The organism is Xenorhabdus doucetiae (genome assembly GCF_000968195.1).
Classification (GTDB): Bacteria; Pseudomonadota; Gammaproteobacteria; order Enterobacterales; family Enterobacteriaceae; genus Xenorhabdus; species Xenorhabdus doucetiae.
Map to the genome: position 1 here is coordinate 3,442,536 of NZ_FO704550.1, position 26,730 is coordinate 3,469,265.

At 45.2% G+C, this 26,730-nt stretch carries 20 protein-coding genes and 2 rRNA genes; 6 read left to right on the forward strand and 16 right to left on the reverse strand.

Annotated features, from left to right (window positions below; translation table 11 throughout):
- Nucleotides 1-83: 83 nt before the first annotated feature.
- Nucleotides 84-1,301, reverse strand: a complete 1,218-nt coding sequence (locus XDD1_RS15005; RefSeq protein ID WP_045972429.1) for a tyrosine-type recombinase/integrase — start codon at nucleotides 1,299-1,301, stop codon at nucleotides 84-86.
- A gap of 267 nt (nucleotides 1,302-1,568) precedes the next feature.
- On the opposite strand from XDD1_RS15005, the gene XDD1_RS15010 reads away from it, so the two are divergent.
- Nucleotides 1,569-2,552: a quinone oxidoreductase gene (locus XDD1_RS15010; protein ID WP_045972431.1), complete on the forward strand. Its 984-nt coding sequence runs from the start codon at nucleotides 1,569-1,571 to the stop codon at nucleotides 2,550-2,552.
- Between the two features lie 14 nt (nucleotides 2,553-2,566).
- On the opposite strand, the gene dusA is transcribed toward XDD1_RS15010, so the two are convergent.
- Both dusA and XDD1_RS15020 read right to left on the reverse strand, forming a co-directional pair.
- Nucleotides 2,567-3,568: a tRNA dihydrouridine(20/20a) synthase DusA gene (gene dusA, locus XDD1_RS15015; RefSeq protein WP_148886155.1), complete on the reverse strand. Its 1,002-nt coding sequence runs from the start codon at nucleotides 3,566-3,568 to the stop codon at nucleotides 2,567-2,569.
- Nucleotides 3,569-3,817: 249 nt separating this feature from the next.
- Nucleotides 3,818-4,963: a DUF1266 domain-containing protein gene (locus XDD1_RS15020; RefSeq protein WP_045972435.1), complete on the reverse strand. Its 1,146-nt coding sequence runs from the start codon at nucleotides 4,961-4,963 to the stop codon at nucleotides 3,818-3,820.
- Between the two features lie 327 nt (nucleotides 4,964-5,290).
- Between XDD1_RS15020 and zur the strand changes: the two genes are divergently transcribed.
- Complete coding sequence (zur, locus tag XDD1_RS15025) at nucleotides 5,291-5,803, forward strand: zinc uptake transcriptional repressor Zur (protein ID WP_045972437.1); 513 nt, start codon at nucleotides 5,291-5,293, stop codon at nucleotides 5,801-5,803.
- Nucleotides 5,804-5,928: 125 nt separating this feature from the next.
- On the opposite strand, the gene lexA is transcribed toward zur, so the two are convergent.
- On the reverse strand, nucleotides 5,929-6,546 hold the full coding sequence (gene lexA / locus XDD1_RS15030; RefSeq protein WP_045972439.1) for a transcriptional repressor LexA: 618 nt from the start codon (nucleotides 6,544-6,546) through the stop codon (nucleotides 5,929-5,931).
- Nucleotides 6,547-6,665: 119 nt separating this feature from the next.
- Nucleotides 6,666-7,037 (reverse strand): diacylglycerol kinase, encoded by a 372-nt coding sequence (locus tag XDD1_RS15035; RefSeq protein ID WP_045972441.1) that lies wholly within the window; start codon nucleotides 7,035-7,037, stop codon nucleotides 6,666-6,668.
- A 137-nt stretch (nucleotides 7,038-7,174) separates the two neighbouring features.
- Between XDD1_RS15035 and plsB the strand changes: the two genes are divergently transcribed.
- Complete coding sequence (gene plsB, locus XDD1_RS15040; RefSeq protein WP_045972443.1) at nucleotides 7,175-9,643, forward strand: glycerol-3-phosphate 1-O-acyltransferase PlsB; 2,469 nt, start codon at nucleotides 7,175-7,177, stop codon at nucleotides 9,641-9,643.
- Between the two features lie 55 nt (nucleotides 9,644-9,698).
- Here plsB and ubiA read toward each other — a convergent pair whose 3' ends face one another.
- The 3 genes from ubiA to pgi form a co-directional block, all read right to left on the reverse strand.
- A complete protein-coding gene (gene ubiA, locus XDD1_RS15045; protein ID WP_045972445.1) occupies nucleotides 9,699-10,553 on the reverse strand; it encodes a 4-hydroxybenzoate octaprenyltransferase in 855 nt (284 codons plus the stop codon).
- Complete coding sequence (gene ubiC / locus XDD1_RS15050; protein ID WP_045972447.1) at nucleotides 10,540-11,097, reverse strand: chorismate lyase; 558 nt, start codon at nucleotides 11,095-11,097, stop codon at nucleotides 10,540-10,542. Before ubiC ends, ubiA begins: the two co-directional genes overlap by 14 nt.
- 183 nt (nucleotides 11,098-11,280) lie before the next feature.
- The gene (gene pgi, locus XDD1_RS15055) at nucleotides 11,281-12,927 is read right to left on the reverse strand and encodes a glucose-6-phosphate isomerase (RefSeq protein WP_045972449.1); all 1,647 of its coding nucleotides are present in this window, start codon (nucleotides 12,925-12,927) and stop codon (nucleotides 11,281-11,283) included.
- 277 nt (nucleotides 12,928-13,204) lie between these two features.
- On the opposite strand from pgi, the gene lysC reads away from it, so the two are divergent.
- Nucleotides 13,205-14,578 (forward strand): lysine-sensitive aspartokinase 3, encoded by a 1,374-nt coding sequence (lysC, locus tag XDD1_RS15060; protein ID WP_045972450.1) that lies wholly within the window; start codon nucleotides 13,205-13,207, stop codon nucleotides 14,576-14,578.
- Nucleotides 14,579-14,694: 116 nt separating this feature from the next.
- Here the strand turns inward: lysC and nadS are convergent, their stop codons facing one another.
- Nucleotides 14,695-14,979 (reverse strand): NadS family protein, encoded by a 285-nt coding sequence (nadS, locus tag XDD1_RS15065; RefSeq protein WP_045972453.1) that lies wholly within the window; start codon nucleotides 14,977-14,979, stop codon nucleotides 14,695-14,697.
- Nucleotide 14,980: 1 nt separating this feature from the next.
- Complete coding sequence (locus XDD1_RS15070; RefSeq protein WP_045972455.1) at nucleotides 14,981-15,313, reverse strand: type II toxin-antitoxin system RelE/ParE family toxin; 333 nt, start codon at nucleotides 15,311-15,313, stop codon at nucleotides 14,981-14,983.
- Between the two features lie 234 nt (nucleotides 15,314-15,547).
- Here XDD1_RS15070 and iclR point away from each other — a divergent pair, with 234 nt between their 5' ends.
- Both iclR and XDD1_RS15080 read left to right on the forward strand, forming a co-directional pair.
- Nucleotides 15,548-16,378 carry a glyoxylate bypass operon transcriptional repressor IclR gene (iclR, locus tag XDD1_RS15075; RefSeq protein ID WP_045973679.1) on the forward strand — a complete coding sequence of 277 codons (831 nt, stop codon included), beginning with the start codon at nucleotides 15,548-15,550 and terminating at the stop codon, nucleotides 16,376-16,378.
- An 88-nt stretch (nucleotides 16,379-16,466) separates the two neighbouring features.
- Nucleotides 16,467-17,123, forward strand: coding sequence for a bifunctional 4-hydroxy-2-oxoglutarate aldolase/2-dehydro-3-deoxy-phosphogluconate aldolase (locus XDD1_RS15080; RefSeq protein ID WP_045972457.1), 657 nt, complete (start codon nucleotides 16,467-16,469; stop codon nucleotides 17,121-17,123).
- Nucleotides 17,124-17,215: 92 nt separating this feature from the next.
- Here XDD1_RS15080 and aceK read toward each other — a convergent pair whose 3' ends face one another.
- The 6 genes from aceK to XDD1_RS15110 form a co-directional block, all read right to left on the reverse strand.
- Nucleotides 17,216-18,946 (reverse strand): bifunctional isocitrate dehydrogenase kinase/phosphatase, encoded by a 1,731-nt coding sequence (gene aceK / locus XDD1_RS15085; RefSeq protein ID WP_045972459.1) that lies wholly within the window; start codon nucleotides 18,944-18,946, stop codon nucleotides 17,216-17,218.
- A gap of 83 nt (nucleotides 18,947-19,029) precedes the next feature.
- Nucleotides 19,030-20,337: an isocitrate lyase gene (gene aceA, locus XDD1_RS15090; RefSeq protein ID WP_045972461.1), complete on the reverse strand. Its 1,308-nt coding sequence runs from the start codon at nucleotides 20,335-20,337 to the stop codon at nucleotides 19,030-19,032.
- Nucleotides 20,338-20,394: 57 nt separating this feature from the next.
- Nucleotides 20,395-21,993, reverse strand: coding sequence for a malate synthase A (aceB, locus tag XDD1_RS15095; RefSeq protein ID WP_045973681.1), 1,599 nt, complete (start codon nucleotides 21,991-21,993; stop codon nucleotides 20,395-20,397).
- 308 nt (nucleotides 21,994-22,301) lie between these two features.
- The gene (gene metA, locus XDD1_RS15100; RefSeq protein ID WP_045972463.1) at nucleotides 22,302-23,231 is read right to left on the reverse strand and encodes a homoserine O-acetyltransferase MetA; all 930 of its coding nucleotides are present in this window, start codon (nucleotides 23,229-23,231) and stop codon (nucleotides 22,302-22,304) included.
- Nucleotides 23,232-23,505: 274 nt separating this feature from the next.
- A 5S ribosomal RNA gene (gene rrf / locus XDD1_RS15105) occupies nucleotides 23,506-23,621 on the reverse strand.
- A gap of 97 nt (nucleotides 23,622-23,718) precedes the next feature.
- Nucleotides 23,719-26,729, reverse strand: a 23S ribosomal RNA gene (locus XDD1_RS15110).
- Between the last annotated feature and the right edge of the window lies 1 nt (nucleotide 26,730).

The window sequence follows — 26,730 nt, forward strand, 5'->3', positions numbered from 1 at the left end:
ATAGAAATTCTTACGAAAGCAAGCCACATTTGTTACGTACATATCACAATTATGATGTTCATCATCAAATTCATTAATTCCCATTATTGAACTGCTTTTAATATAACCACATTCTCATAATTACCCGCCAATACATCCAGTCGCTCGCACCATTTGTTTAAAGCGTCTAACTTCTCTGGCAAGTATTGGCTCTTGTTATATATAGCCATAATGCCCGGTAAGGCATGGCCTAGAAGCTGTTCTACGATATGTGGCGCTATGCCCATGTCATTTAATTTAGTTGCAAACGTTCGCCTTAAGTCATGCAAAGACCATTCCTCGTCATGCTCTAATTTTTTCCATATTTTTCTGCCATATTGGGCGACTGCTTCAAGTTTTTTAAATTCTCCTAAGAGGTAACCACTTTTATTGTTTTGATAAACAAGGTTTTCTAAGAAAGCTTTCATATATTCCGGTATTGGACGAATAATTTTCTCACCTGTCTTGCTATTTTCTTTTGGAACAGTCCATAACATAGAATTAAAATTCCATTCTAAACATTTCGACAACCTGATTTCTCGTGTCCGACAACCAAATACAACCAATATTTTCAATAAATTATTATAATAAGGTAGGTAGATACCTGTATTTATGGATTCCCATAATTGACCAAGTTCATTATCTTCTAAATACCGATGACCTTTATTCTGTTTTTTTCCAACATCCTGAATAGTTAAATCATCCAATACATGGCTGATCGCATACCTTCTGACTCGGCAAAATTTTAGAGCTTGCTTGCACAATTGAAATACAGAACCAGCAGCCACTGGAGCTTTCTTTTTCATTCCATCAAAGCATTGCAGCCAATATATTGTTTCACAGTCAGACAATGCCATTTCACCAATATAAGGATAAATATGTTTCTCTAATTGAAGAATGAGGGTATCGATATTCACTCGATTCTCTCTACCGTAGTGCTCTATCCAATATTCGATAGCATCTTTTACGGTGACTGGTTTTAATGATTCCTGCATCACCAAGTTAAATTGGAGCTTTGGATCTTTACCGGACGCCAACCAGTTACGGCATTTGTCCCGTGTTTCACGAGCTTGTTTGAGGGGCATATCAGGATAGCGCCCAATGGTAAGGCGGTTTAACTTTTTACCATCAAGTCGATAAGTAAAAACCCAGCTAATACCTCCTGCTTTAGATGCTTTGGCACTCAACCCAGCACCATCAGCAAAAAACTCAATATTATCCCTTTCTTTTCCGTGCAAATTTTTAAGTTTTTTGTCACTGAGCTTGTTTAGTTCGGCAGCCATGATCACTCAAAATATTTATACAAATGTTTATACACAGTGTGCCGTAACAATGAGGAAACGTCAATAAACACTGGAACAATACACAGTTGAATGTATTACTAACAGATTGATTTTTAGATTAAAATAAAAATCATGGACAAACTTCAAAACACAAAGTAAATATATATAGTCTGCAATGATTTCCGACACATTAACGCTATTTGCAGCGATTGCAATGCAAACATGCGAGGCTGTTCCCAATATTTTTAATATAATGAGAGGGTTACTATGGCAAAACACATTGAATTTTCGGCTACAGGCAGTCCAGAAGTACTCCGATATTGTGAATTTACACCTGCTGCCCCTGCACCTGATGAAGTCCAAGTCGAAAACAAAGCTATCGGCATTAATTATATCGATACCTACATACGCAGTGGTTTATATCCGCCGGCCAATCTGCCTACTGGGTTGGGAACAGAAGCCGCGGGAGTTGTTACTCAAGTTGGATCAAAAGTGACGTCCATTAAAGTCGGTGATCGTGTGGTTTATGCCCAGTCTGCCTCAGGGGCTTACAGTGAAATACATAACGTTCCTGAAAGCAAATTAGCCTTGTTGCCTGATGAGATCTCATTCGAACAAGCGGCTGCGTCATTTTTAAAAGGTTTAACCGTTTATTATCTGTTCAATCTGACCTATAAGATCCAGCCAGGAGAAACTATTCTGTTCCATGCTGCTGCCGGTGGCGTTGGTTTAATTGCCTGCCAATGGGCAAAATCACTGGGTGCAAAGTTGATTGGAACGGTCGGCTCAGACGAAAAAGCCGCGCTTGCCAAAGCAGCGGGAGCGTGGCAAACCATCAACTATCGTCGCGAGAATATTGTAGAACGTGTCTTAACGTTTACTGGCGGGGAAAAAGTCGGCGTTGTCTATGATTCTGTCGGCCAGGAGACATGGCTCGATTCACTCGATTGCCTGAAACGCCAAGGTTTGATGGTCAGTTTCGGTAACGCATCGGGGCCGGTCACAGGGGTAAATTTAGGTATTCTCAATCAAAAAGGTTCACTGTTTCTCACCCGCCCTTCTCTTAACGGCTATATCACCAGCCGCGAAGAGTTGGCAGAAGCCAGCAAGGCACTGTTTGATTTAATTGCCAGCGGCAAAATCAATGTGGATGTACCGGAGGATCAGAAGTTTCCATTGAGCGAAGCGGTAAGAGCACACCAGACACTGGAAAGCCGTGCTACTCACGGTTCCAGCTTATTAATTCCATAAAATATCTGGGCGGATTACATCCGCTCTGTCACCATTTCCAGCGCGTTTTCAATCACCCTAATATCAGCGCCCGGTTTGTGGGCGTTTTCGCTCAAATGGCGACGCCACTGACGTGCCCCCGGAATTCCCTGAAAAATACCCAAAATATGGCGGGTGATATGCCCTAAATAAGTGCCTTTTGACAACTCTTGTTCAATATAAGGATAAAGCGCCTTAACCGCATCGACCGTATTGGTCACAGGAACGGTTTGGTTAAACAATTCACGATCCACAAGTGCCAGAAGAGAGGGATTTTGGTAGGCTTCCCGCCCAATCATTACGCCATCGACATATTGCAAATGCTGTTTCGCTTCTTCCAACGATTTAATGCCGCCATTAATTGAAAGCGTCAGTTGTGGGAAATCGTGTTTCAATTGATAGACGCGCGGGTAATCCAAAGGCGGAATTTCGCGGTTTTCTTTTGGGCTTAAACCCGACAACCACGCTTTACGCGCATGAATAATAAAGTTATCGCAATCACTATTTTTCACGACAGTGGCAATAAAATCACACAGAAACTCGTAGCTATCCTGTTGATCAATTCCGATGCGGGTTTTAACGGTAACAGGGATATCCACAACATCTTGCATTGCTTTGACACAATCGGCTACCAGCGCCGCTTCTCCCATCAGGCAAGCCCCAAAACGGCCATTTTGCACACGATCAGAAGGACAACCGACATTCAGATTGATTTCATCGTAACCCCTTTCCTGCGCGATCTTGGCACACTGCGCCAATGCCTGCGGATCACTGCCCCCTAATTGCAGCGCCAACGGATGCTCTTGCTCGTTATAGGCCAGATAATCCCCTTTACCATGAATAATCGCGCCCGTTGTGACCATTTCGGTATAAAGCAGCGCTTCCTTGCTTAATAGGCGATGGAAATAACGGCAGTGACGGTCAGTCCAGTCGAGCATGGGCGCAACGGAGAAGCGGGAAGGTTTGAATTTATGGGCTTTTCCGTTGATTTCAGGCATATTTTTTGATTTTTTATGTTCGTGCATTTGGGGTCTGTTTTTGCTTTTTCAGTACACCAGATAGAAGGTGTTTCAGGATACCAGGGGTTACGTGGAGCGGCGCAGTATACCATAGCCGAATGTTCAGACACAAAATCAATGCCAGTCAGACAATGAGACAATACAGCTTTTCTCTGATAACGACTTTTCTATATCCCAAAAATATATTTAATTGATCTGATAAAATTAAATTTATTTTAAAACATAAAATTAGTGCAATACACGAATCTCAGTATGGCTATCATCATTCAGCATGTCTTCGTTTTGCTGGCTTTCCATCTGATCCCGTAAAATGGAATTAACGGCATCAGCAAAGCCATCTTTCATATATTGCTCCATCGGTATTCCTTTCGGTTCTGGCCAAGGGAGTTGAGCAATCGGCCAATCACAATAGGCCTTATAAAAGCGGAACTCTTTCAGACGTTTTTTCGCCCTATCAAAATCCCGGCTCCAATAGGCATTACCTAACCGATAATTCGTGTAAAACTCATCAAAGCTGCCGAAAATTTCATAAACATAATCGGCGGTTTTAAGTATATTTTTCCACGCCGTTTCTTCACTAATATAACCCGCAGCAAAACAGTTACGGCTCAATACAATCGCTCGCCAGAGATCAAATCCCCAAAGTAACGCCGGCGACCGACCCGCAATGGAACGAGAACATTGCTGGACATATTCGGGAGATTCTTCTATCAAACTGCCAAGCACTTTAAACATTTCTCCATCCGTGAAAACCGCATCAATTGCAAAACGTTCTGAATGCATTCCTGCCCACAATTCATGCAGTATTTTTATATATCCATTTTCATCAAGAATTCCCCAATCCTGATATATTTGTGATTGATGAGGCTCAGGATCAGATAAAGGCAGAAAATGATATTTCTCATTATATTGAGAGACGCGACTTTCAAGCGGATAATGTTCCAATGTTTCTGCCCAAAATCCATCGTAATAAATCCCGACAATATGCAGCCGTAATGCCTGACGCTTTTCTTCCGGTAAGACCGATAATCCGGCCTGCATGTAGTAACGTTTCTGTTCGGCGGCGGGAAGGTTTTTGATGCGAAGAAAAGTATAAACAGAAAGGAATATGCCCAATAAGCTAAAACCAATCAATATCGCTGACAGTCTATAACCCGCTGATGGTATGTTATTAGTATCAATGGTCAATCCGGTGATACCTGTTGATAATGCAATCAACAAAATGGTTGTAATCCAAAGAACGCCTAAGCCAATCGCCTGAATGGGGCTAAGAAAATTTATCTTTCTTTTTTTCAGGATAGCCTCTTTCACTATCCGAAAACTGTTAACCGGAAACGCTCTATTATTAGGATGGTTTTGCAATAACTCTTTCATTTTTAATCCATTAATTAAGTGAATTGTATTTTAAGGATCGTTATATACTGAAATGTCTTACTTCCTAAGTGTAACTATTAAAATAAATGGTCATTGGTTAAACGAAACCTTCATCTATTATCCAATATTTCCAGTTTTATTTTCTCCGTTTTTCAGCCTATTTTATCGTTCTTATCCGCGGATTAATTTTTATAACTGAATCCCTCCAACAACAGGCTCATCTGATAGTGACCAAAATGGGGCTGCGCATTGTGTGGGACTCCACTCTCAGACTCAAAAACATGATAACATTAAAGGTATTGGCATCGTGTCGGTGTGAGAGGTGTAATGAAAACTATCAATCAAAAAAAGTTACTGGCACAGGCTGAAGCAATCTGCCTGTCAAGAGGGGTTCGTTTGACACCTCAACGCCTTGAAATTCTTCGTCTAATCACTCAACAGCCCGGCGCGATAAGCGCTTATGATTTGCTGGATTTGTTGCGTGAAGTCGAACCACAAGCCAAGCCCCCAACGGTTTATCGTGGGTTAGAGTTTTTGCTGGAACAAGGTTTTATTCACAAAATAGAATCCACAAACAGTTATGTGATTTGCCATCATTTCGAACAACCTTGCCATACTTCGGCGATGTTTATCTGTGAATTTTGTGGTTCAGTGACCGAAAAGGAGGCGAAAGATATTGAATCCGCCATTCAACAGTTAGCACAAGGCACCGGGTTTCATTTGCGAAATAGTGTGATAGAAATTCATGGCCTGTGTTTTTCCTGCCATGAGATTGAAGCCTGCACCGAGCACGATACCTGCCAGCATAATCATTCGGTTGAAGAGAATAAAAAGAGATAAGAAAAAACGCTTGAGGCCGGATTAAGCAATGAGGCGGTCATCGCTGATATCATCATCTATTTTTCAAGTTCCCGCTGAACTTAAGTTTAACGGGTACTGAGAAAAATGACCGCCACAGAGTAGGATCAGAACCAGTCTCCGTTACGGATAACGCCTACGGCTAATCCTTCAATCGTGAAATTCTGCTCACTCAAATCAACAACAATAGGTTTAAATTCCGGATTCTCAGCGATCAGTTCAATGGTGTTTCCTGTTTGTTTGAAGCGTTTTACTGTCACTTCATCTTCAATGCGCGCCACAATGACTTGCCCATTATGAACATCCTGTGTCTTGTGCACAGCCAGTAAATCCCCGTCCATAATACCAATGTCTTTCATGGACATCCCACTGACACGCAACAGAAAATCAGCGCTTGGTTTGAATAATTCAGGATCAACCTTATAGTGACTTTCGATGTGTTCCTGAGCCAGTAGTGGTTCCCCGGCAGCAACACGACCGATCAGCGGCAATCCCGCCCCATTATCTTCCTGTTCGAGCAGCAAACGGATACCTCTGGATGCACCAGCGATAATCTCTATCACCCCTTTACGCGCAAGTGCCTTTAAATGCTCTTCCGCTGCGTTAGGTGAACGAAAACCAAGACGTGCAGCAATTTCAGCACGTGTTGGTGGCATACCCGTTTGCGAAATATGGTCACGCACCAAGTCGTAAACTTGCTGCTGCCTGGCAGTTAATGCTTTCATTTCGCCCCCTGTTTGTTTATACAGCCAAACTGGGAGTATATACAGGTAAATTCGAATTGGGAACCTGTTAGCATGTAAAAGCAGCTAAATAACGTATTTTGATGAAAATACACGCTGCTTCAGTGCATAAAATGCGACCAAAAGATCATTCCCCAAGTAAACAGCGCCAGAAGAATAGCAAGCAATACAGCCGCTGATCCCATATCTTTCGCCCGTCCCGATAATTCATGATATTCACTACCGATACGATCCACCACGGCTTCGATGGCACTATTCAGGATTTCGACAATGACGACCAGCATAATAGAGCCAATAAGCAGGAGTCTCTCAAACAAGCCAAAATCGAAGGCAAATGCAATGATAACCGCAAGTATGGCAACAATGGCTTCCTGCCGAAATGCCGCTTCATTTTGCCATGCAGCCTTAATGCCTTTCGCCGAATACTTAGCCGCTTTAATGATGCGGATTAAACCTGTTGCTTGATTTGCCATAAAAATTTTCTTTAATGAACTTGATCATTGTATGGTTATATAACTTTTAGCTCTTATTATTGTCTTATTTCCACAGATCTCAAAATCTGTTTCTGGTATCCTTGCGACGCATTGCTAACAAGAGGCTTAAAGCAGTTATGTCAGGTTGGCGTAAAATATATTATAAGTTGTTGAATTTACCACTAAAATTTTTAGTAAAAAGTAAACTAATCCCTACGGACCCCATTGCGGAGCTGCGTCTTGATACGACCCGGCCTATTTTGTACGTACTGCCGTACCACTCAAAAACAGACTTATTGACCCTGCGTCAACAATGTCTGGCGCAAGATTTGTCTGATCCACTGGAGCCTTTGGAGATCGGTGACACACAGCTTCCCAGTTATGTCTTTATCGATAACGGCCCACGTGTGTTCCGTTGTTATGCGCCAAAGCATGAATCGGTGAAAATTTTTCACTCCTATCTGGATTTGCATCGCAATAATCCCGATCTGAATATCCAGATGGTGCCGGTTTCCGTCATGTTTGGCCGCTCTCCGGGGCGTGAAGGACAAGAAGGAAATACAGCGCCACAATTACGTTTGCTTAATGGCGTACAGAAACTTTTTGCGATCCTATGGCTTGGACGGGATAGTTTTGTGCGTTTTTCCACCCCCGTGTCTTTACGCCATATGGCCGATGAACATGGTACGGATAATATTATCGCCAATAAACTTGCCCGTGTGGCGCGGATGCACTATTCCCGCCAGCGTCTTGCGGCGGTTGGGCCTCGTTTGCCGCTCAGGCAGGATCTGTTCAACAAGTTACTGGCCTCAAAAGCCATAGAAAAAGCGATTGCTGATGAAGCCCGTGGCAAGAAAATCTCGCCCGAAAAGGCAAAACAGAATGCTATCAATATGTTGGAAGAGATTGCGGCTGATTTTTCCTATGAAACAGTCCGCTTGACCGACCGCGTTTTAAGTTGGACGTGGAACCGGCTGTACCAAGGCATTGATGTGCATAATGCCGAACGGGTTCGCCAATTGGCACAGGATGGTCATGAGCTGGTTTATGTTCCCTGCCATCGCAGCCATATGGACTACCTGCTGCTCTCGTATGTGCTCTATCACCAAGGGCTGGTTCCACCGCATATTGCAGCAGGCATTAACCTGAATTTCTGGCCGGCTGGCCCGATATTCCGTCGTCTTGGTGCGTTCTTTATTCGCCGTACCTTTAAAGGCAATAAACTCTATTCAACGATCTTTCGTGAATATCTCGGTGAATTGTTTGCCCGTGGCTATTCGGTTGAATACTTTGTCGAAGGGGGACGCTCCCGTACCGGTCGTTTGCTCGATCCCAAAACAGGTACGCTCTCCATGACCTTGCAAGCGATGCTGCGCGGGGAATCTCGCCCCATCACGATTGTGCCGATCTATATCGGTTATGAACATGTCATGGAAGTGGCGACTTACGCCAAAGAGCTGCGCGGTGCAACCAAAGAAAAAGAAGGCTTTTTCCAGATGGTGCGAGGGCTGCGCAAGTTACGTAATCTCGGACAGGGTTACGTGAATTTTGGTGAGCCGATCCCGTTGGTACAATACCTGAACCAGCATGTTCCAGAGTGGCGTGACTCGATTGACCCAATAGAATCTCAGCGTCCAACCTGGCTGGCGCCAACCGTCGGTAAGCTGTCTCGCAATATTATGGTCAATATCAATAATGCCGCCGCAGCGAACGCGATGAATTTGTGCACCACGGCGTTGTTGTCCTCACGTCAGCGAGCACTCACTCGCGAACAGCTTATTGAGCAGTTGGATTGCTATCTGCAATTACTGCGTAATGTGCCTTACACTGGCGATATCACGGTGCCGAACAAAAGCGCCGAAGAATTGTTAGATCATGCTCTTCTGATGAATAAGTTCGAGGTTGAAAAGGACAGTCTGGGCGATATTATTATCCTGCCACGCGAAAGCGCGGTATTGATGACTTATTATCGCAACAATATCCAGCATTTATTGATCCTGCCATCCTTGATGACCAGTATTGTGATGCATCACCGCCGCATTAGTCGCAGTGAATTGCTCAGACAGGTCGCGCTGATCTATCCGCTGATCAAGCAGGAACTTTTCATGCGTTACAGTAAGGAAACGCTGCCCGATGTCGTCAATACCTTGATTGATGAGCTGGCACGCCAAAGTCTTATCTGCAACAAAGAGCAAGGAATGCTGGTGCTGAATCCTGCACGTATTCGCCCGCTGCAATTGTTGGCGGCAGGTATCAGGGAGACGCTGCAACGTTATGCCATTACGCTTTCTTTGTTGAATGCCACCCCTGACATCAGCCGTGGTGTACTGGAAAAAGAGAGCCGGATGCTGGCACAACGTCTGTCAGTGCTGCATGGTATTAATGCGCCGGAGTTCTTTGACAAGGCCGTTTTCGCCTGCTCGGTTAATACGCTGCGCGAAGAAGGTTATATTCAAGACAAAGACGATATAATGACCACCAGCACTCAGGAACTCTATCAGGTATTAAGTGAGCTGATGTCACCTGAAATTCGCTTGACGATTGAAAGTGTCAGCATGCCACCGGAACAAAATGAACCGGTACAGGTCGCCCAAGACCAGCAATAACGAGACAAAAAATCAACGGGCGGATTACCGCCCGTTATATTAAAGCCACGTTATCCTAGATATAGCTGAAAAAAATACCGAGGAATAGCACGATACCGACGTAATTATTGTTCATAAATGCTTGAAAACAGGCAGAGCGTTCCCGATTTGTGATCAGTTTCTGCTGATAAATGAACAGCGCAGCCGCCAACAATACCGTCCAATAATAGATTCCCCCCAGATTCACCATCCCGCCAACGAAAACCAAAATGCCCAGCATGATGAATTGCAGAATAGCAATGATCAGTTTATCAAAGCGCCCAAAAAGCACGGCGGTCGATTTCACTCCGATCCTTAGGTCATCGTCACGATCAACCATGGCGTACTGCGTATCATAAATCACAGACCAGATGATATTGGTTAAGAATAATAGCCAGCATTCTAAAGGTAAGGACTCACTTACTGCGGCAAATGCCATAGGAATTGACCAGCCGTAAGCAGCACCCAACACAACTTGTGGCAGGTGGCTGACACGCTTGACAAACGGGTAAATCCACGCCAGTGCCAAACCAACGACCGACAGTGCAATCGTCATTTTATTGAGTGTCAGTACCAGTGCAAAAGAGATGAGTACCAGTGTGGCAAACAAAATTTTGCTTTCTTTTTCGGTAATGTCGCCACTAGGCAGGGGACGGGATTTGGTCCGTTCTACATACCCATCAAATTTTCTGTCTGCAAAATCATTGATGCAGCATCCGGCAGCACGCATGAAAAACACGCCGAGTGTAAAAACTAACAAAACGTGCAAATCCGGCAGACCTTTTGCGGCAATCCACAATGCCCAATAGGTTGGCCATAAAAGTAATAATGCACCAATGGGCTTATTGATACGCATTAAACGGCAATAAGCCCGCCATTTATTCTGCGCCATACTGACCTTCAATCTCTTTCTCCCCTTTCGTTTTATTGATCTTATATGCAGGTGATCCCGGTAGAAAAACCTCTGTAAGTAGCAGTGGCTTGCCTGACAACCTCAATAAAGAACGACGTGCCCAACGATCTCCCTGCTGGCCTATTTGAATATAATCCCGCGTTAGATTATTACCACTAAAAAGATAACGACCAAGCGGCACAGTGCCCACATCGACCAATTTTTTATCCGGGCCGGTGAGTGTTTCCTCCGGAATAAGGGTTCGCCCCAAAAGCCACGGGACATTATCCCCATACAGGACACTTTCACGTAACCAGTATTTTCCACTTACAGGTAAGTGCTTACTTTCATCACCTAACTGTTCTAAAGTGATAAAGCCTTCGCGAAAAGGAGCAACCGATACATGCTGGCAATGTTGTTCAAAGCGGCATGTCATTGAATCGACTTCCACCAGCCAATCTAAAACAGATGCAGGAATAAAGTCAGTCTCATCTGCCGATAACCAGTGGATGGAAGTTGGAGTTAATAGGGTGTTATCTGCCATATCATTTTCCCATTGCGGGGAATCTCAATTTCCCCGACAGCACAACGAATGGGGAGTGAGGATATCATGTTGCAGACCAATAAAATTAAAAGTGGGTAACAAATTATGTAAATTACAAAAAAACTCACCTTAATGACAGCACGTATTAAGGTGAGGAGAAATCAGAGAATAGAGAAGTTCAGATTAACGCCACTCTTTGAATCGGTTAATCAGGCCATTTGTCGAGCTGTCATGGCTAGTTACCGCCTCGGCATCATGCAGTTCAGGCAGAATACGGTTCGCCAATTGTTTACCCAGTTCTACGCCCCATTGGTCGAATGAGAAGATATTCAAAATCGCGCCCTGAACAAAGATCTTATGTTCATACATGGCAATTAATGCCCCCAAGCTGAATGGGGTAATTTCGCGCAATAAAATGGAATTGGTCGGGCGGTTACCTTCAAATACCTTGAATGGCACAACATTCGCCACGTCCTGGGCATTTTTCCCGGCGGCCGCAAATTCCGCTTCCACCTGCGCCTGGGTTTTACCAAATGCCAGCGCTTCCGTTTGTGCAAAGAAGTTAGACAACAGTTTGCTATGATGATCGCTAACCGGATTATGGCTAATTGCCGGTGCAATAAAATCACACGGGATCAGTTTAGTGCCCTGATGGATAAGCTGGTAGAACGCATGCTGACCATTGGTGCCCGGTTCTCCCCAGATAATCGGCCCGGTCTGGTAATTCACCGGATTGCCATTCCGATCGATGTATTTGCCATTTGATTCCATGTTGCCTTGTTGGAAGTAGGCAGCAAAACGGTGCATATATTGATCATAAGGCAGAATCGCTTCAGTTTCCGCACCAAAGAAATTGTTGTACCAGATGCCGATCAGGGCCAGCAAAACAGGAAGATTCTGCTCAAAGGCGGTCTGCTCAAAGTGTTTATCCATGGCATGGGCACCACTGAGCAACTGTTCGAAATTCTCATAACCAATGGAAAGGACAATGGATAAGCCAATGGCAGACCAGAGCGAATAACGACCACCTACCCAATCCCAAAATTCAAACATGTTTTGGGGATCGATACCGAATTTGGTGACTTCCTGTTCATTGGTGGATAATGCCGCAAAATGTTTTGCGATATGCGCTTCATCAACGGCACTTTGCAGGAACCAATGACGGGCAGAATGTGCATTGGTCATGGTTTCTTGCGTGGTAAATGTCTTGGAAGCAATCAAGAATAAGGTGGTTTCTGGATTTAAGGTTTTGAGTGTTTCGGCAATGTGGGTGCCATCAACATTGGAAACAAAATGCATATTCAGATGATTTTTATACGCTTTCAGCGCTTCTGTCACCATATAAGGGCCAAGATCAGACCCCCCAATGCCGATATTCACAACATCGGTAATCGCTTTGCCGGTATAGCCTTTCCACTCACCACTAATGATGCGTTCACTGAATGATTTCATTTTCGCCAGTACCGCATTGACTTGCGGCATCACATCTTCCCCATCCACCATAATCGGGGTATTGCTACGGTTACGCAGGGCAATATGCAGCACCGCACGATCTTCAGTACGATTGATTTTCTCCCCGGAAAACAGACTGCGAATGGCACCGGCTAAATCGGTTTCCTGCGCTAATGCCTGTAACTTCTCCAGTGTTTCTGCGGTAATGCGGTTTTTGGCGTAATCCACCAGAATCTGCTGCTCAAATGTCGCAGAAAATGCTGTAAACCGTTCTTTGTCCTGCTCAAACAGATCCCGCAAATGCACATCTTTCATTTGCTCAAAATGCTGTTGTAATGCTTTCCAGGCTTCGGTCTGGCTAGGGTTGGTGTTTTTCATGAATAATGCTCTCTATCAACGGTCAATAAACAATAGGAATGCACAGATTGTAACGATTTAATGCTGTGATGCGTCTCCCTTTCCTTGTAATCACTGATATTGGTCAAAATAGCCCGTGATTTCCAGCCTTAATTGTGAAGATAGGCAAAAACGATAATTTCATTTCCATCATGAAAATTATTTATGCTTCATCGTCAAATATTGACTCAGTGCACCTAACCCGATATTTCTAAAAGCCGACTCTTCGAACGATTCTCCAAATAAAAGGTTATCATCCATGTGTGCTGTTTCATCTCCTGACTCGCAGTATGTTGTAGCAAAATTTGGTGGTACGAGTGTGGCAGACTTCGATGCCATGAGCCATTGCGCCGATATTATCTTGGCAAACACCAATGTCCGTGTTGTCGTTCTGTCAGCTTCCGCTGGCGTGACCAATTTGCTGGTTGCCTTGGCGGCTGGTTGCGATAGCGATAAACGGGAGAACTACCTGAAACAAATCCGTGACATTCAATATGCCATTATTGACCGATTGAATGAAGTTAATGTGCTCCGTGAGGAAATTGATCGCCTGCTGGAAAATATTGATATGCTGTCAGAAGCCGCTTCGCTTGCCACTTCAGACGCACTGACTGATGAATTGGTTAGCCACGGTGAAGTCATGTCCACGTTATTGTTTGTGGAGTTGTTACGTCAACGCCATACCCATGCCGAATGGTTTGATATCCGCCGGATCATGCGCACCAATGATAACTTTGGGCGGGCAGAGCCAGATATGCTCCAGCTCCATACTTTGGCAATGGAACACCTTTATTCCCGCCTGGACGATACCCTCGTCATCACCCAAGGGTTTATTGGCAGGGAAGAAAAAGGCCGTACCACGACGTTGGGGCGAGGCGGCAGTGATTATACCGCCGCCTTACTCGGTGAAGCGCTGGGTTTACAACGTGTTGATATCTGGACAGATGTACCAGGCATCTACACCACCGATCCGCGTATTGTTCCCACGGCTAAACGCATCAATAAAATTGCCTTTGATGAAGCGGCAGAAATGGCGACATTTGGCGCCAAAATTCTCCATCCTGCCACGCTGCTACCGGCTGTTCGCTGCGGCATTCCGGTCTTTGTCGGCTCCAGCAAAGATCCACAGGCAGGCGGTACAATAGTGTGTGATAAAACAGAAAATCCCCCGCTGTTTCGTGCATTAGCCTTGCGCCGCAAACAAACTTTGCTGACCCTGCATAGCCTGAAAATGCTACATGCAAGGGGCTTTCTGGCAGAAGTATTTACCCTGCTGTCGCGCCATAATATTTCGGTGGATTTGATTACCACATCCGAGGTCAGCATTGCCCTGACGCTGGATACCACAGGTTCTACCAGCACCAATGGCAGCCTGCTGACTAATGCGCTGCTCACTGAACTTTCTACGTTATGCCGGGTGGAAGTTGAAGAAGATATGGCACTGGTGGCGATTATCGGCAATGAACTTTCACGAGCCAAAGGATTGGGAAAAGGGATTTTTGGCGTGTTGGAACCCTTTAATATTCGCATGATAAGCTGTGGCGCAAGCAGCCATAATGTCTGCCTGCTCGTTCCGGGTAAAGATGCAGAACAGGTTATTCAGACATTGCATCAGAGTTTGTTTGAGGGATGAAAAACAAATTCAATATTATCATCGCGAGAAAAACCCGCATAAAGAGCTGTCTCTTGGTCACATATTAGAGGTCAAGAGACAGGTATGTACCGAAATGAACCGTATCACGCAAAATTCTAATGTGCCGCCAGCGCCTTAAAAAAATCCGGGTCGTCTTGGATGATCGCCAACACCTTTGCCGCCAGCCCGGTCGGGTTTCGACGCTTTTGCTCCCAACTTTTAATTGTATCAAGACTCGTGCCCAGTGCGGACGCCATCTCTGCCTGTGAAATGTTAAGCTGTGCACGAATAGCTTTTACGTCAGCAACTTCGTAGCGAGTGACACGATCTGGTGATTTAGCACCATTTTTTATGTCTACAGCTTCTTCGAGAGAAGCTTTCAATTCGTCAAAAAAAGTCATATTACACTTCACCTTTCAGTAACTTAGTCAGTTTTCTCAGTGCTATTTTCTCGGCATCCGTTAAGTTATCTTTCGTATTTTTCGGATAAGCCATCACCAAATAGATAATATCTTCGGTCGCGAGAAAATAGATCACTCTGGCACTACCGCTTTTCCCCTGTGAGCCTATCGCCATCCTGATTTTGCGCAGCCCACCTGTACCACGTATCAGATCGCCTTTATCCGGTGATTCAATAAGCTCCCGTTGCAGCTCTTTAAGCTCATCATCCGTGGCGATCTGTTTTATCTGCCGGGTGAACAGTGGGGTTTCAATAAACTCTATCGCATAACTCACTGGCAAACCTCCCTTATAACAGAGTACAATGTACTCTAATTATGATGAAATAACCAGCGCTCGTTAAAAATTAATGAAACACTCTTACGCGATATCTTTAAATTCCCACTACCAACACATCGGATGTGTTTTTACCCTCGTTATCATCCATAATAAGAAAATGAAAATAAATTCCATTTTGTGTCCATCGCAGCGACCGTTGCTGCAAATAAACGATTATTCAGAGGGCATCTTATGAACACAGCCGTTGCCAGCAAACGCACAAAAAAAACGAAAATAACCGCTAACAGTGCCGCTGCAAGCGGTCAGGTTCAATCTTTAAGCCGAGGGTTGACACTTTTGGAATACATTTCCGATTCGCCTGTCGGCGTTGCCCTGACTGATCTGGCGATCCAATCCGGTCTGCCTAACTCCACCACCCATCGTCTTTTGACAACCTTGCAACAACATGGTTTTGTTCGCCAAATAGGCGATTTAGGGTTATGGGTGATCGCTTCCCATGCTTTTGTCGTCGGCAGCAGTTTCTTACAAAGCCGTAATCTGATGGTGCTGGTTCATCCTATATTGCGCCAATTAATGGAAGATTCCGGTGAAACCGTCAACCTTGCCATCCTTAATCTTGATGAATATGAAGCCGTGATTGTCGATCAAGTGCAATGCAATGCGCTGATGAGAATGTCCGCGCCCATTGGTGGCAAACTACCCATGCACGCTTCCGGCGCGGGTAAGGCCCTGCTTGCTACGCTGTCTGAACAAAAACGCCTCCAATTGCTGCATAAAAAAGGCATGCACACTTATACCCAACACACGTGTACCACTGCCGCCGCATTAACAGACAATCTCGAACAGATCCGCAAGCAAGGTTTTTCATTTGATGATGAAGAACATGCGTTAGGATTACGCTGTATTGCTGCCTGTATCTATGATGAACATCATGAAGCCTTTGCCGCGATTTCTATTTCTGGCCCTGTATCACGCATCTCTGATGAACGTGTTACTGAACTTGGTGCTCTGGTTATGCGGGCGGCAAAAGCCATTAGCCGGGAATACGGTGGCATTAAGTAATTTTGTCCAAATGCCATCAGTCACATGCCATTGTGGTGTGCCGTCGGTCGAGTTGCTGGTGGGGTTCAATTTAATGGAGGAACGGTTAATGAATCATTGGAAAACAACCGCAGAAAATATCCTGACTGATGGCCCGATCGTCCCTGTCATTGTGATCAATGAGATTGAACATGCGGTTCCTTTGGCAAAGGCACTGGTTGCCGGCGGAATTCGTGTCTTGGAAGTGACCTTAAGAACCGAATGTGCACTGGAGGCCATTCGCCTTATCGCTAAAGACGTTCCTGAAGCAATCATCGGTGCAGGTACTGTTATTAATCCTGAACAATTGGCTGCGGTCACTGAAATGGGTGCCCAATTTGCCATGAGTCCGGGGTTGACGAATGAGTTGTTAAAAGCGGCAGCTAGCGGTTCCATTCCTCTTATTCCGGGGATTTCCACGACTTCTGAATTAATGTCAGGGATGAGTTACGGTTTGAACTGTTTCAAATTCTTCCCGGCAGAAGCAAATGGCGGTGTTAAGGCACTGAAAGCCATTGCCGGCCCATTCCCGCAAGTCCGTTTTTGCCCAACGGGGGGAATTTCTCCTGAAAACTATCGTGATTATCTGGCACTGAATAGTGTTCTGTGCGTGGGTGGCTCATGGTTAGTACCGAATGATGCGTTGAAAAAAGCAGATTATGCCCAGATTACGGAACTGGCACGTATTGCTATTTCAGCAACGACTATTGCAGCAACCAGAGCGTAATTGTTTTATCTAAACGCCAATGCGGAAATTGACTGTCAAAAAATTTTCGCATTGATAAAAATGATTCATGGCTTATCGAATATTTATCCAAATCAATTTATTTCACTACGCTGGCTAAATCGCTGTCTACTGCGATAAGCAAAAACATCTTCTACATATCCATTTTTGATACGCTCCTGCAATGCCCGCCAGTAGTCTGTTCGAAATAAATCACGGTGACTTTCTTCGAAATAACATCGAATACGTTTGTCAGTACATAAAAAATGCCGAAATTCTTCTGGGAAAACATCGTTAACAGCAACACTGTACCAAGGTTCACCAGCCAACTCATCTTCTGGATAGCGGGGCGGAGGAATATCCCGGAAATTCACTTCGGTCATATAACAGATTTCATCATAATCGTAGAAAATCACCCTTCCGTGGCGCGTGACTCCGAAGTTTTTAAACAACATATCACCGGGAAAAATATTTGCAGCAGCCAGTTGCTTAATCGCATTTCCGTATTCTTCGATCACATCCTTCAATTGCGCCTCATTGACATGCTCCATATAAATATTTAGCGGCATCATTTTACGTTCCATATAAAGATGCTTTATCAAAATCTTATCGCCCAAGTCTTCTAATTTTTCGGGGATCTCTTTTTGCAATTCTGCCATTAATTCAGGGCTGATATGGCGTTTAGCAATGACAAAGTTTTCAAATTCCTGTGTATCAGCCATTCTTCCTACCCGATCATGCTCTTTTACCAAACGGTAACACGCCTGAACACGCTCTTCGGAAACCTCTTTCTGGGGCGCAAATTTATCTTTAATCACTTTAAATACCCGATCAAATGAAGAGGAAGTAAAAACCAGCATCACCATACCTTTCACTCCCGGCGCAATCGTAAACTGTTCCTGAGTGGAATTAATGAATGTCAGATATTCACGATAATATTCGGTCTTACCATGCTTCTGACAGCCTATCGCCATGTATAACTCCGCCGTGGATTTCGTCGGAAGAATTTCACGCAACCACTCAACCAGAGCCGCAGGCAAAGGGGCGTAAACCATAAAATAGGAGCGGGCAAAACCAAAAACAATGCTGGCATCATCGTGGTTAGTCAAACAGGTATCGATAAAAATTCCCCCCGATTCATTGTGATGAATCGGTAACAAAAATGGGTAAATCATCGACCCCATTCTGATTTTTCCGACCAACCAGGCGGCCTTATTGCGGTAAAACAATTCATTAGCAATTTGGAACGTGGACTGTAATAAATCATATTGGGAAAATGTATTCTGCAAATATTGCGTGATATAACCAATATCCCGTTCCAAATCCTCCCATTTAAGCCGTAATGGCAAATCATTTAAAAGGGTTCGCAGCATGGATGCAAGATTACCATTAGGCAAAAAATCCCGTGATAGTGGACGAGAAATATGCCGAAAACGAGCCGGTGGCTGAGAAGAAAATATATAGAGATTGTCTGGTTTCAAATTACGATGTTTGAAAAAACGGCAGTAAACCGAATTAAAAAAACTTTCTGCAATTTCAAAACGCGGATAGTCAGGCAGTAAACGGGTATAAACCGCTTTGACCTCAGCAATGTCATCTTCATCATGTTGTAATGAAGTGTGAATACGCTTCAACTGCTCCACCACCAATCCGACATGATGATCATACAAGTTAATCCGCTTTTTCATCGCCTGTTGTACAGCAGGCCAGTCAGCCTGTTCAAAACGTTGCTGTGCCCCAGAAGTGACTTCCAGAAATCGACCATATTGCGCATCAAATCCCTGCAAAATGGTTTGTGCAATTAAATGAGCGAGATCTGTTTCCATATTTAGCCACCTTTATCCGGCAGTAAAAGGGAATTCCTTTTGGAATTCCCCAATCATTTGTTATTTCTATCGGTATAGTGAACTTAAAATTGCTGTTCTTCTGTCGATCCGGTTAATGCCGTAACAGAAGCGCCTTCTCCCTGAATAATCGTGGTCACTTTATCAAAATATCCTGTTCCCACTTCTTGTTGATGTGAGGAGAAGGTATAACCACGATCAAGGGCAGCGAATTCCTGTTCCTGAACTTTTTCAACATAATGTTTCATTCCCTCACCACGCGCATAATCGTAGGCTAAATCAAACATGTTGAACCACATGCTATGGATGCCCGCCAGTGTGATGAACTGGAATTTATATCCCATGGCAGATAACTGATCCTGGAAACTGGCAATGGTTTTATCATCCAGATTCTTTTTCCAGTTAAAAGAAGGCGAACAGTTATACGCCAATAATTTGCCAGGGTATTTCGCGTGGATGGCTTGCGCAAAACAGCGGGCGGCTTCAATATCCGGTGTAGAGGTTTCGCACCAGACTACATCGGCGTAAGGGGCATAAGCCAGTCCACGGCTGATCGCTTGTTCAATGCCAGCACGTGTACAATAGAAACCTTCACAGGTTCGCTCGCCGGTAATGAACGCACGGTCATAAGGATCACAATCCGATGTCAGTAAATCGGCGGCATCTGCGTCAGTGCGTGCCACTAACAAGGTTGGTACACCGGAGACATCCGCCGCCAACCGGGCAGCCACCAGCTTCTGAATAGCCTCTTGAGTCGGAACCAACACTTTGCCGCCCATGTGTCCGCACTTTTTCACTGCGGCCAGTTGGTCTTCAAAATGAACTGCGGCAGCGCCCGCCTCAATCATCGCTTTCATTAGCTCAAATGCGTTAAGTACACCACCAAACCCGGCTTCCGCATCCGCGACAATCGGCAGGAAATAGTCAACATATTTTTGGCTATCGGGATCGATACCATTTGACCATTGGATCTGATCGGCACGACGGAAGCTGTTATTGATACGTTTAACTATATTAGGTACAGAATCAACGGGATACAGTGATTGATCAGGGTACATACTCGCTGCGGTATTGGCATCTGCCGCCACTTGCCAGCCGGAAAGATAAACCGCCTCAATACCGGCTTTAGCCTGCTGAAGTGCCTGACCGCCGGTCAACGCACCAAGCGCGTTCACATAACCTTTTTTCGAATTACCATTCAGCAACTTCCACAACTTTTTCGCTCCCATTTGCGCCAAAGTGTGTTCAGGGTTGACCGAACCACGCAACTTAACCACATCTTCAGCACTATACGGACGAGTAATCCCTTTCCAACGTGGTTGTTGCCATTCTTGTTCCAGTTGAGCGATTTGTTGTTTCCGGGAAATGGTCATGATGTTCTACTTCCTATACTTAGTTAATCGGATATTTTTGCCATTATGGTGTTTAAATTAGTCTAGTAACTGATAGCCAGGTAACGTTAGGAAATCAATTAAGTCGTCCTGAGTGGTAATTTTTTCCATCAAATCAGCAGCCTCTACAAATCGTCCTTGATTAAAGCCCTGCTCCCCGACTTCCTGTTTAATCACGGCCAGCTCTTCTTTCAACATTTCTCTGAACAGTTCCTTGGTCACTTTTTTACCATTAGAGAGTGACTTTTCATGGCGGATCCATTGCCAAATAGAGGTTCGGGAAATCTCTGCTGTTGCCGCATCTTCCATCAAGCCGTAAATCGGTACACACCCATTCCCGGAAATCCAGGCTTCTATGTATTGAACAGCAACACGAATATTGGCACGCATTCCTGCTTCTGTTCTTTCTCCTGAACAAGGTGCAAGCAATTGTTCAGCCGTAATCGTTTCGTCTTGCTCGCGTAAAACGGTTAATTGGTTTTGACGCTCTCCCAATTTTGTGTCAAAGACCGCCATGACAATATCTGCAAGCCCCGGATGCGCGACCCATGTACCATCATGACCGTTATTGGCTTCCAGTTCTTTATCCGCCCTGACTTTGTCCAAAACTTGCTGATTTTGCACAGGATCTTTACTAGGAATAAATGCCGACATGCCTCCCATGGCGAATGCACCGCGTTTATGGCAGGTTTTAATCAGCAAGCGAGAATAGGCACTCAAGAAAGGTTGGGTCATCGTGACGGATTGGCGATCCGGCAGAACGCGGTCAGGATGGTTTTTCAGGGTCTTGATATAACTGAAAATATAATCCCAGCGTCCACAATTTAGGCCAACGATGTGATGACGCAAGTGATACAGAATTTCATCCATCTGGAATACAGCCGGCAATGTTTCAATCAAAACCGTTGCCTTAATGGTGCCTGTTGGCAAATTGAAACGTGATTCTGCAAAACTGAAAACGTCACTCCACCACTGTGCCTCATGGTAGCTCTGTATTTTTGGCAGATAAAAATAAGGGCCACTGCCTTTTTGCAGTAACTTCTTATGATTCAAATAGAAATAGAGGGCAAAATCAAACAATCCACCAGAAATCGGTTCATTCTTGTAGAGGATGTGTTTTTCTGACAGGTGCAATCCTCTCACTCTGGCAATCAATACTGCGGGGTCCGCTTTCAACTCATAACGTTTACCCTGCTCATTGCCATATGAGATTGTTCCATTAACAGCATCTCGTAAGTTAATGTGTCCCTGGATAACTTTATCCCATGCAGGTGCTAATGAATCCTCAAAATCTGCCATAAATACTTTCACATTTGCATTTAGGGCATTGATGACCATCTTACGCTCTACAGGGCCCGTTATTTCAACCCGACGATCTTTGAGATCATCAGGTATTCCCTGAATTTTCCAATTACCATCTCTAATGGAAGTGGTTTCCGAAATAAAATCTGGTAATGAACCGTTATCAATTTTTTTCTGCCAATCTACACGCGCATCCAATAATTTTGTGCGTCTGTCAGAAAATTCAACGATTAAATCCTCTAAAAAGCGAATTGATTCAGGTGATAACACCTGTTTTTCCGCCTCACCAAAAGGTTTTATAAAAGTTAATTTGGTTGCTGATGCCTGCTGCATAATCTCCCCACTTTTCACTTTTAAATAGTCACTTGATTAAGACTAACCAATTCAGAAAATAAATCAAAAACCATTTCCATTATTTTACAATACGAAAATTAATTAAATAAAATCAAATAATTAAGATAATTAAAGCAAGAAAAAAACAGGGAAATAACTTCCAAAAATCAGGCACAAAAATGTTAAGTTTTTGTTATGTTTGGAAAATGACGAATGACTGTCGAACAACAATACTGGCAAGAAAATTAACAAAATGAGAAATGGCTCGCTTCAGCATACTCTCATTTTTCTATCTAAAACTTAAATCAAGCTCAATCTAAGCTGGGATTCATAACAGCCAGATCGTATGGCGTAATTTGGTAGACGTAATAATTTAACCAATTTGAAAAGAGTAAATGACCATGACTACGCCAAGACGCAACAGGTTTACTGTCAGGATCGTTATTCGGGAAGTAATTGACTGGCAATTCTGGTTCCAAACCAGCGGCGTGATCACGCCAATATTCAGCAGCTAGTGTCCCTACGTCATATTCAGGATGCCCTGTCACAAAAACTAATCTTTTGTCTTTGCTGGCAAATAAATAGGCGCCCGCCTCTTCTGAACTGGCTAAAATGTCTAAATCTGTATGTTCACGAATTAAAGACTCAGGAAAATCCGCAAAACGCGAGTGAGGGGCAAAAAATGTTTCGTCAAATCCACGTGTTAATAATGCCAAAGGATCTAAAGTTGAATGAGAATAAACACCAGATAGTTTAATTTTTCGGGTATATTTAGGCAGGTGATAAAGCACTTTTAATGCAGCTTGAACTGCCCAACAAACAAAAAGCGTCGAGGTAACATGTTCTTTTGCCCAAGTAACTATTCTTTCAACCTCATGCCAATAAACGACATCCTCAAATTCAACCAGTCCTAAAGGGGCACCTGTGACAATCAATCCATCGAAATTTTGATCTTTGATTGAATCAAAATCACAATAAAAGGTATCTAAATGTTCGGCAGGGGTATTTTTACATTGACGACTATCGATACGTAACAATTGAATATCGATTTGAAGCGGAGTGTTAGATAATAGCCGAATAAATTGGCTTTCTGTTTCTATCTTCTTTGGCATTAGGTTAAGTAGCAATACTTTCAATGGCCGAATATCCTGGATACTGGCCCGTGTTGAGGTCATGACAAAGATGTTTTCATTGCGAAGAGTGTTCACTGCAGGTAATTCATCTGGTACACGAATTGGCATTACTCAAAACCTCGACTATTTCAATTTGTTATTTTAGACTTCTAGATAGCTAAATTTACCCCAAAGGGAAGGGGAATGTCGAGTTATTGTACTCAAATTGAAATTATTTCATTTTATTATATAGAAAACAGTAATCAGAATAAGGAAGAAAAAATAAGATAATATCGTCACTATACTACGTGACCAATATCAATCGTTCATAAATAAAATATTTCTCGAACGCCAAACGCAAAAAAGCCATCCGGTGACGGATGGCTTTTTTGGCTAATTGAATGTCTGGCAGTGCCCTACTCTCGCATGGGGAGGCCCCACACTACCATCGGCGCAACGGTGTTTCACTGCTGAGTTCGGCATGGGGTCAGGTGGGACCACCGCGCTATTGCCGCCAGACAAATCCTGTTTTCAATCCCGAACAAGCTGTGACATTCTTTCATCTGAAACTTTTCGTCTTTCTCCCAAAATCACCCCAAAACACCTTCGGTGTTGTCAGGTTAAGCCGCACGGGTCATTAGTACCGGTTAGCTCAACGTCTCGCGACGCTTACACACCCGGCCTATCCACGTCCTCGTCTCGAACGTTCCTTTAGTGCCCTCAAGGGACAAGGGAAGACTCATCTCAAGGCAAGTTTCCCGCTTAGATGCTTTCAGCGGTTATCTCTTCCGCACTTAGCTACCGGGCAGTGCCATTGGCATGACAACCCGAACACCAGTGGTGCGTCCACTCCGGTCCTCTCGTACTAGGAGCAGCCCCTTTCAATCTTCCAGCGCCCACGGCAGATAGGGACCGAACTGTCTCACGACGTTCTAAACCCAGCTCGCGTACCACTTTAAACGGCGAACAGCCGTACCCTTGGGACCTACTTCAGCCCCAGGATGTGATGAGCCGACATCGAGGTGCCAAACACCGCCGTCGATATGAACTCTTGGGCGGTATCAGCCTGTTATCCCCGGAGTACCTTTTATCCGTTGAGCGATGGCCCTTCCATTCAGAACCACCGGATCACTATGACCTGCTTTCGCACCTGCTCGCGCCGTCACGCTCGCAGTCAAGCTGGCTTATGCCATTGCACTAACCGCATGATGTCCGACCATGCTTAGCCAACCTTCGTGCTCCTCCGTTACGCTTTGGGAGGAGACCGCCCCAGTCAAACTACCCGCCAGACACTGTCCGCAGCCCGGATAACGGGCCCACGTTAGAACATCAAACATTCAAGGGTGGTATTTCAAGGATGGCTCCGTGCAGACTGGCGTCCGCACTTCACAGCCTCCCACCTATCCTACACATCAAGGCTCAAGGTTCAGTGTCAAGCTATAGTAAAGGTTCACGGGGTCTTTCCGTCTTGCCGCGGGTACACTGCATCTTCACAGCGAGTTCAATTTCACTGAGTCTCGGGTGGAGACAGCCTGGCCATCATTACGCCATTCGTGCAGGTCGGAACTTACCCGACAAGGAATTTCGCTACCTTAGGACCGTTATAGTTACGGCCGCCGTTTACTGGGGCTTCGATCAAGAGCGTCGCGTTACCGCTAACCCCATCAATTAACCTTCCAGCACCGGGCAGGCGTCACACCGTATACGTCCACTTTCGTGTTTGCACAGTGCTGTGTTTTTATTAAACAGTTGCAGCCAGCTGGTATCTGCGGCCGGCTTCGGCTCCGTGAGCAAGTCACTTCACCTAGTGCCGGCGTGCCTTCTCCCGAAGTTACGGCACCATTTTGCCTAGTTCCTTCACCCGAGTTCTCTCAAGCGCCTGAGTATTCTCTACCTGACCACCTGTGTCGGTTTGGGGTACGATTCAATGTTACCTGATGCTTAGAGGCTTTTCCTGGAAGCAGGGCACCAACCGCTTCGCCACCGTGGTGGCTCGTTATCACGCCTCAGTGTTATACAGATGACCGGATTTGCCAAATCATCCCACCTACACGCTTCAACCGGGACAAACCGTCGCCCGGCCGGCCTAGCCTTCTCCGTCCCCCCTTCGCAGTAACACCGAGTACAGGAATATTCACCTGTTTCCCATCGACTACGCTTTTCAGCCTCGCCTTAGGGGTCGACTCACCCTGCCCCGATTAACGTTGGACAGGAACCCTTGGTCTTCCGGCGAGCGGGTTTTTCACCCGCTTTATCGTTACTTATGTCAGCATTCGCACTTCTGATACCTCCAGCCAGCCTCACGACCAACCTTCAACGGCTTACAGAACGCTCCCCTACCCAACAACATAAAAATGTCGCTGCCGCAGCTTCGGTGCATGGTTTAGCCCCGTTACATCTTCCGCGCAGGCCGACTCGACCAGTGAGCTATTACGCTTTCTTTAAATGATGGCTGCTTCTAAGCCAACATCCTGGCTGTCTGAGCCTTCCCACTTCGTTTCCCACTTAACCATGACTTTGGGACCTTAGCTGGCGGTCTGGGTTGTTTCCCTCTTCACGACGGACGTTAGCACCCGCCGTGTGTCTCCCGTGATAACATTCTTCGGTATTCGCAGTTTGCATCGGGTTGGTAAGCCGGGATGGCCCCCTAGCCGAAACAGTGCTCTACCCCCGAAGATGAGTTCACGAGGCGCTACCTAAATAGCTTTCGGGGAGAACCAGCTATCTCCCGGTTTGATTGGCCTTTCACCCCCAGCCACAAGTCATCCGCTAATTTTTCAACATTAGTCGGTTCGGTCCTCCAGTTAGTGTTACCCAACCTTCAACCTGCCCATGGCTAGATCACCGGGTTTCGGGTCTATACCCTGCAACTTAACGCCCAGTTAAGACTCGGTTTCCCTGCGGCTCCCCTAATCGGTTAACCTTGCTACAGAATATAAGTCGCTGACCCATTATACAAAAGGTACGCAGTCACCCCACCACTAAGCCCCCTCTGCTTGATTTTGTCGGTTGGGCGGCGCTGTCGCTTCGCCAACCGGCATCCAGCAAAAGATGCGTTCGGAGTTCACCACTGGCTTAGTGGTGGGGCTCCCACTGCTTGTACGTACACGGTTTCAGGTTCTCTTTCACTCCCCTCGCCGGGGTTCTTTTCGCCTTTCCCTCACGGTACTGGTTCACTATCGGTCAGTCAGGAGTATTTAGCCTTGGAGGATGGTCCCCCCATGTTCAGACAGGATACCACGTGTCCCGCCCTACTCATCGAGCTCACACTGCCAACACCTTCGGATACGGGGCTGTCACCCTTTACTGCCGGCCTTTCCAGACCGTTCTCCTGGCGCTGACAATGATGATGGCTCTGGGCTGCTCCCCGTTCGCTCGCCGCTACTGGGGGAATCTCGGTTGATTTCTTTTCCTCGGGGTACTGAGATGTTTCAGTTCCCCCGGTTCGCCTCATTCACCTATGGATTCAGTGAATGATGGTGCAACGGATTGCACCGGGTTTCCCCATTCGGACATCGCCGGCTGATAACGCTTCATATCAGCTCACCGGCGCTTTTCGCAGATTAGCACGTCCTTCATCGCCTCTGACTGCCTAGGCATCCACCGTGTACGCTTAGTCGCTTAACCT